Origin of the sequence: Kitasatospora putterlickiae (assembly GCF_039527695.1) — a bacterium.
GTDB classification, from domain to species: Bacteria; Actinomycetota; Actinomycetes; order Streptomycetales; family Streptomycetaceae; genus Kitasatospora; species Kitasatospora putterlickiae.
In genome coordinates, this window is the sequence record NZ_BAAAKJ010000086.1 from 24,107 (window position 1) to 30,701 (window position 6,595).

6 protein-coding genes are annotated in these 6,595 nt (G+C 75.5%); 4 read left to right on the forward strand and 2 right to left on the reverse strand.

Annotation, left to right across the window (positions count from 1 at the left end):
* Positions 1-198 precede the first annotated feature (198 nt).
* Together ABD308_RS09595 and ABD308_RS09600 are read left to right on the forward strand one after the other, a co-directional pair.
* Entirely contained in the window at positions 199-963 is a 765-nt protein-coding gene (locus tag ABD308_RS09595; protein ID WP_344330808.1) for a Crp/Fnr family transcriptional regulator, read from the forward strand.
* Positions 960-2,027: a hypothetical protein gene (locus ABD308_RS09600; RefSeq protein ID WP_344330811.1), complete on the forward strand. Its 1,068-nt coding sequence runs from the start codon at positions 960-962 to the stop codon at positions 2,025-2,027. Before ABD308_RS09595 ends, ABD308_RS09600 begins: the two co-directional genes overlap by 4 nt.
* A gap of 9 nt (positions 2,028-2,036) precedes the next feature.
* Here ABD308_RS09600 and ABD308_RS09605 read toward each other — a convergent pair whose 3' ends face one another.
* Positions 2,037-2,666, reverse strand: coding sequence for a hypothetical protein (locus ABD308_RS09605; protein ID WP_344330814.1), 630 nt, complete (start codon positions 2,664-2,666; stop codon positions 2,037-2,039).
* 277 nt (positions 2,667-2,943) lie between these two features.
* Here ABD308_RS09605 and ABD308_RS09610 point away from each other — a divergent pair, with 277 nt between their 5' ends.
* On the forward strand, positions 2,944-4,191 hold the full coding sequence (locus ABD308_RS09610; RefSeq protein WP_344330819.1) for an esterase/lipase family protein: 1,248 nt from the start codon (positions 2,944-2,946) through the stop codon (positions 4,189-4,191).
* 11 nt (positions 4,192-4,202) lie between these two features.
* On the forward strand, positions 4,203-5,231 hold the full coding sequence (locus ABD308_RS09615; protein ID WP_344330824.1) for an alpha/beta fold hydrolase: 1,029 nt from the start codon (positions 4,203-4,205) through the stop codon (positions 5,229-5,231).
* Between the two features lie 68 nt (positions 5,232-5,299).
* Here the strand turns inward: ABD308_RS09615 and ABD308_RS09620 are convergent.
* Positions 5,300-6,595 (reverse strand): dipeptide ABC transporter ATP-binding protein (locus ABD308_RS09620; protein ID WP_344330835.1); only part of this gene is annotated, 1,296 nt, incomplete at its 5' end.

Here is a 6,595-nt window from a genome sequence, read left to right on the forward strand (position 1 = left end):
TCGACTCCCCGAAGTCTGACTGATCGTCAGATCACCGACAACCACCCGATTCCGCGCTTCGCCGACGATCGGCCCAGAGCCCGCGCGGACCGGTGGCACCCCGCACGCCGGGACTGACACCGCACCAGGCGGTGCGCTATCTTCCGTACGGAATCGCCCCGTTGGGGCGGGGTTGCCGACCGGGTGGGGGCAGGCACCATGCACAGCGCGCAGCGCGCCACCGGACCGCACAGACGCTCCGGGGCGCCGGGCGGCGCCCAGGTCGTCCCCTTCGTGCGCGGCCCGTTCGCCGGACTCGACGCCGCCGACCTGCGGGCGCTCGGACGGCTCGGCACCCGGCGGGTCTACGCGCCGGGCGAGGCCCTGATGATCGAGGGCGAACCGGGTGACCGGGCCGCCGTCCTGCTGACCGGCTGCGTCAAGGTGGTGGCCGCCACCGAGGACGGCGGCGAGGCCCTGCTCGCGGTCCGGCTGCCCGGCGAACTCCTCGGCGAGCTGGCCGTGCTGGACGGCGAGCCGCGCTCGGCCAGCGTCCTCGCCGTCCGCACCAGCACCACCCGGGAGATCGGCGGCCCGGCCTTCCTCGACTTCCTCGCCGACCGGCCGGCCGCCGCGCTCGCCGTCCAGCGCTCGGTCACCCGCAAGCTCCGCTCGGCCACCCGCCACCGGGTCGACGCCGGCCACGGCACCGGCCTGGCCCGCCTCGCCCGCACCCTGCACACCCTGCTCGGCTCCTACGGCACCGCCGTGGACGGCGGGCTGCGGATCGACATCCCGCTCAGCCACGCCGACCTGGCCGCGCTCGCCCGGCTCTCCCCCGCCAGCGTCGAACGCTCGCTGCGCAGCCTGCGGGACCAGGGCGCCATCCGCACCAGCTACCGCGAACTCGTGGTCCTCGACCGGGCGTCGCTCGCCAGGGCGGCCGGCGTGCCGCTCCCGCCGGACGGCGGTGGCCGGGTATGAGCGGCACGGTGGCGCCCCGGGTGCGCCGGATCTGCCTGGTCGTCGACATCGAGGCGTACAGCGGTCGGCCGTACCAGGTGCAGCAGAAGGTCCAGGAGCGGCTGGACCGGGCGCTGGACCACGCCTGCCGACGGGCCGGCGTCGACCGGAAGCGCTGCGAGGCCCAGGACCGGGGCGACGGCCAACTGCTCCTGCTGCCGCCCGACGCCGACGAGGCGAAGGCGCTGCCGGGCCTGGTCCTCGGCCTGTGCGACGCGCTGTACACGCTCAACCGGGCGCCCGGGACCGCCGGGCGGCTGCGGGTGCGGGCCGCCCTCGCCCAGGGCGGGGTGCAGCGGGCGGCGCTGGGCTACGTGGCCCGCTCGGTGGAGACCGCCTGCCGTCTGCTGGACTGCCAGGAGGCGCGGGCCGCGCTCAAGGGCACGCCCGACACCGACCTGGCGCTGGTGGTCGCCGACGACCTGTTCACCGACGCCTTCGCGGCGGGCGGCGACGGCCTGCCGGTCGAGGAGTTCACCCGGATCACGGTGGCGGTCCCGGCCAAGCGCTTCGAGGCGCGCGCCTGGGTGGCCACGCCGCGCTCGGGCTCGCTGGTGACCCTGGACCCGCCCGCCCCGCCCGGCTCCCGCGGCCGGGCGGCGGGCTCGGCGCTGCTGCGCGGCCTCGGCGACGCCCTGACCGGCGCCGCCCTGGGCGCCACCCCGGCGCACCACCACGAGGACGGCGACGCGGACGGGGACCGGGAGGACGAGGAGCACGACCACTACGGGCACGCCGGGCACGGGGACCCTGAAGGGCCCGAGGGGCACCACGGGCACCACGACGGGCATCAGCCGGACCACCACACGGACCCTCACGCGGACCACCACTGGCAGCACCAGGACGGCTACGACACCGACGCCTGGGGCGCCGACCCGCAGCACCACCAGCACGACCCGTTCCACCACGAGGACACCGGCGGCCCGTACGACGACCACCGCGCCCACGAGGGCCACCACGGCCACTACGGCCACGACCCGCACGACGGCTCGTCGGACCACTGGTGGCACGGGCCGCACCACTGAGGCCCCGGGTCAGTGGCCGCCCTTGGGCTCGGTGCAGCCTCCGTCCAGGTAGTTCCCGTGGGCCTCGACGGTGACGGTCGCGCCGACCCGTCCGCCGACGCAGGGGCCGGTGCCGGGGATGGTCACCTCGAACGACAGCTGATCGCCGGCGAGTTGGACCTCGGCACTGGGGCGGGGATAGCCGAGCGACTCCAGGACGGCGCGGACGTCGTCCTGGGTGAGCGCTCCCGTGCCGGCGCGGGCCTTGACGGCGGCGGCGATCCGCTTGCCGTGCGCCTCGCCCCGGCAGCGGTCCGCCGGGTTCAGCGGCGCCATCTGCTTGTACATCGAGTTCTCGGCGTGCTTGGCCGCCCACGGATCGGCCGGGGCGGCCGGGGCGGTGCCCGTGCCGCCGGTGGTGGTGGCGGGGGTCGGCCGTGCGGACGCGCAGCCCAGTGCCGCCACCTCGGGAAAGAGCCGGTCGTGGTCGGCGACGCCCTGCCGCAGCAGCTCGGTGGGGTCGGGCGCGGCGGGCACGGACGCGGACGCGGCGGCGGTCCCGCCACCACCCGCGCCGGTGGTCCGCACGCTCCCGCAGCCGGCCACCGCCACCGCCACCGCCACCGCCACCGCCGCCACCACCGCCGCCAGACGCCTCATCAGCCGGTCCTCCCCCGCTTGTTGAACGCGCGCCCGGTCCGGACGCTTCGTACGGTGCCCATCATGCCGGACCGCCCGCACCGCCCGCGCGAGCGGGGGACCCGGACGACCATGCCAGGTGGTCGGCCACCACATCGGGGCGCCCGGGGTGTGGGACGCCGCCATGGGGAGGGTGCGCCGGCGTCCGTACCGTGTCGCCTACTGGAGCCTCGGCGTGGAGGAGCGGGTGCGGATGCGAAGCAGTGGTGGACGCGGTGGACTCGGTGGGCGGAGAGGCGTGGGCCGGCTGCTCGTGGGCGTGCTGGCGCTGATCGGCGCGGTCGTCCCGGCGGTGCCGGCCTCGGCGGCGGTGCCGGCCCACCTGACCCTGGAGGCGACGTACACCGGCGTCGCCAACGGCTGGGACCGGGTCGAGCGGTACCTCGACACCACTCCCGGCTTCAAGCAGGAGCAGTACCCGCCGGACGGCCGGGGCAACCAGGACGGCCAGCGGCTGACCTTCTTCGGCGGCGTCAAGCAGCCGTACTCCGGCCGCTTCCTGCTCTACTCGGCCCCGGGCTGGAACACCGGCGCGCACCAGGTCCCGGTGCTGCTGGTGCACGGCGCCAACGACAATCCGGACCGGGCCTGGGCCAACCCCGGCGAGTCCGGCGGCTACGGCTGCGGCTCCCTCTCCTGCCCGAACACCGGCCTGATGCAGTACCTGTCCGGGCGCGGCCACCGGGTCTTCGCGATCGGCTTCGCGCACAAGCAGGGCGACAACCTGACGCAGGCCCAGGAGGTCGGCGACGCCGTCGCGCTGATCCGCGCCAAGCTCGGCGTCCCCCAGGTGGACGTGGTGGGCTGGAGCAAGGGCGAGATGTCCGCCCGGTCCTACGTCTCCTCGGTCAAGCCGTCCTGGGGCCGCCCGTACGCGGGCGACGTGCGCAAGCTGATCACCCTCGGCGGCCCGAACGGCGGCTACGACTACCCCTTCGCGCACGGCTGGGCGCACGACTTCTCCATCTGGCCGCAGTGCGGCGGGCAGGTCAACGCCCCCGCGCCGCACCTGCGGATGACCTGCTACGGCACCTACACCGCGCACCCGGAGTTCTCCTTCGCCCCCTCCGGCGGCTACGACGTCTATCCCGGGCAGCGGCAGATGCTGGCCCGCTGGGACTCCAGGGTCGGCATCGACCAGACCCAGCAGGACTGGTACACCACCTACTACGGCGGGCAGGGCTTCTACACCGAGGGCGGCGGCATCCAGGCCGCGATCGACGCCGGCTCGCTGATCGCCCCGCTGCACCAGGCCGGAGTGCCCGCCTCGGTGACGGCGTACCTGCTGGCGGGCGGCTCGCCCAGCGTCGTCGGCATCTTCAACGAGAACCGCGCGCCCAGCGACGGCGTGGTCTTCGTCGCCAGCGCGCTGGACACCACCGGCATCGCCACCGTCGGCGGCACCGCGCTGATCACCCTCGCCAACCACCTGCAACTCGGCTGGGACGGCGCGGCGAGCGCCCAGGTCGCCGGCTGGCTGAACTGAGGACACCCCGCATGATCGTCGACCGACTGACCGCCACCGACCGCCTGACGGTGAACCACGCCGAGATCGAGGGCCGCACCGGCGAGCCCGTGGTCCTGGTGCACGGCAACGTCTCCTCCAGCGTGTTCTGGCACCCGATCATGGCCGGGCTCCCCGAGCGCTACCGGCCGCTGGCGCCCGACCTGCGCGGCTTCGGCGGCACCGAGCCGCTGCCGGTGGACGCCACCCGGGGCCTGCGCGACCACAGCGAGGACCTGCTCTCCCTCCTCGAAGCGCTGGCTCTCGGCCCGGTGCACCTGGTCGGCTGGAGCATGGGCGGCGGCGTGGCGCTGCGGCTGCTGCGCGACCGGCCTGAGCTGGTCCGCTCGCTCACCCTGGTCAACCCGGTCTCGCCGTACGGCTTCGGCGGCACCCACGGGGTGGACGGGCGGCTCAACTCGCCGGACGGCGCGGGCTCCGGCGCGGGCGGCGCGGCCCCCGAGTTCGTCCGGCTGCTCGGCGAGGGCGAACACGGCGCCGGGTCGCCGTTCGCACCGCGCTCGGTGCTGGACACCGCCTACGTCAGCGAGCCGCTGGCCGAGCCGGACCGGTACGTGGCCGCCATGCTGACCACCCGGACCGGGAAGGACCACTACCCGGGCGACAGCCGGCCGAGCGACGTCTGGCCGGGCTGCGCGCCGGGCGGGCGGGGCGTGCTCAACTCGATGGCGCCGACGCACTTCCGGATCGACGACCTGCACCTGGTCGAACCGAAGCCGCCGGTCCTGTGGATCCGCGGCGCGGCCGATGTGATCATCTCCGACACTTCGCTCTTCGACCTGGCCCACCTGGGGGCGATCGGCGCGGTGCCGGGCTGGCCCGGCGCGGACGTCTGCCCGGCGCAGCCGATGGTGGCGCAGACCCGTGCCGTCCTGGACCGCTACTCCGCCGCCGGCGGGCGGGTGCGCGAGGTGGTGGTCGAGGGGGCCGGGCACAGCGTGCACCTGGAGCGGCCGAAGGAGTTCCTGGCCGCGCTGGTGGAGACGCTGGCCGAGGCGTAGGAACCGTTCCGCGGCCCCCGGACGAGGAGTTCGCCCCTCGTCCGGGGGCCGCGTGGCGCGCCGGCGGGTCAGACCCCGACCGAAACCGAGGCGGAACCGGAGGCCGAGGCGGAGGCGGAGGCGGAGACCAGCCTGGCGTGGCGGCGGGCGGCCGCCTCGGCCGGGTCCAGCACCGGGACGGCGGCCAGCAGGCCCTTGGTGTAGGCGTGCTCCGGGGCGTCGTACACCGCGTCGGCGTCGCCCTGTTCCACGATCCGCCCGGCCCGCATCACCGCGACCCGGTCGCTGACCTGCCGGACCACGGCGAGGTCGTGGGCGATGAAGACCAGGGCGAGGCCGAGGTCACGCTGGAGTTCGCCCAGCAGCGCGACCACCTGGGCCTGCGTGGTGACGTCCAGCGCGGAGACCGGCTCGTCGCAGACGATCAGCCGCGGCTCGGGGGCGAGCGCCCGGGCGATGCCGACCCGCTGCCGCTGCCCGCCGGAGAACTCGTGCGGGTAGCGGTGGTACCAGTCGGCGTCGAGCCCGACGCGTTCCAGGAGCTCGCCGACCCGGGCGCGGATCCGGCGTTCGTCGCTCTCCCCCGCGATGCGCAGCGGGTCGGCGATGGACTCGCCGATGCTGCGGCGCGGGTTGAGCGAGGACACCGGGTCCTGGAACACCATCTGCAGTTCCCTGCGGAGCGGGCGCAGTTCCCTGTCCCCGAGCGCCCCGATGTCCCGGCCCCGGTAGTGGAGCCGGCCGGCGGTCGGCTCCAGCAGCCGGACGAGCATCCGTCCGAGCGTGGTCTTCCCGGAGCCGGACTCGCCGACGACACCCAGTGTCTCGCCGGCCCGCACGGTGAGGGAGACGCCGTCCACGGCGGTCACCGGGGCGGTGCGCCGGGTGAGGCCCCGGGTGCTGAACTCCCGGCGCAGGTCGACGGCTTCGAGCAGGGCCTCGCCCTCGGCCCGCTTCCGAAGCACGTGCGGGCCCTTCGGGTCCTGCGGGACCTCGGGGTCCTGCGGGGCGTCCAGCCGGGGCACCGCCGACAGCAGCGCGCGGGTGTACGGCTCGCGCGGCGCGCCGAGCACCTCGGTCACCGGGCCGTGCTCCACCGCCCGGCCGTCCTTCATCACCAGCACCCGGTCGACGCTCCCGGCGACCACGCCCAGGTCGTGGGTGACCAGGACCAGGCCGGCCCCGGTCTCGGCGCGCAGCTCGTGCAGCAGGTCGAGCACCTGGGCCTGGACGGTGACGTCCAGCGCGGTCGTCGGCTCGTCGGCGACCAGCAGGCGCGGTTCGCAGGCCAGCGCCATCGCGATCAGCACCCGCTGGCGCATGCCGCCGCTGAACTCGTGCGGGTGCGATCGCGCGCGCCGCGC

Bases quoted from the DNA above. Each gene is read 5' to 3' on its own strand.
- ABD308_RS09595 (WP_344330808.1), top strand. From the start codon at position 199: ATGCACAGCGCGCAGCGCGCCACCGGACCGCACAGACGCTCCGGGGCG.
- ABD308_RS09600 (WP_344330811.1), top strand. From the start codon at position 960: ATGAGCGGCACGGTGGCGCCCCGGGTGCGCCGGATCTGCCTGGTCGTC.
- ABD308_RS09605 (WP_344330814.1), bottom strand. From the start codon at position 2,666: ATGAGGCGTCTGGCGGCGGTGGTGGCGGCGGTGGCGGTGGCGGTGGCG.
- ABD308_RS09615 (WP_344330824.1), top strand. From the start codon at position 4,203: ATGATCGTCGACCGACTGACCGCCACCGACCGCCTGACGGTGAACCAC.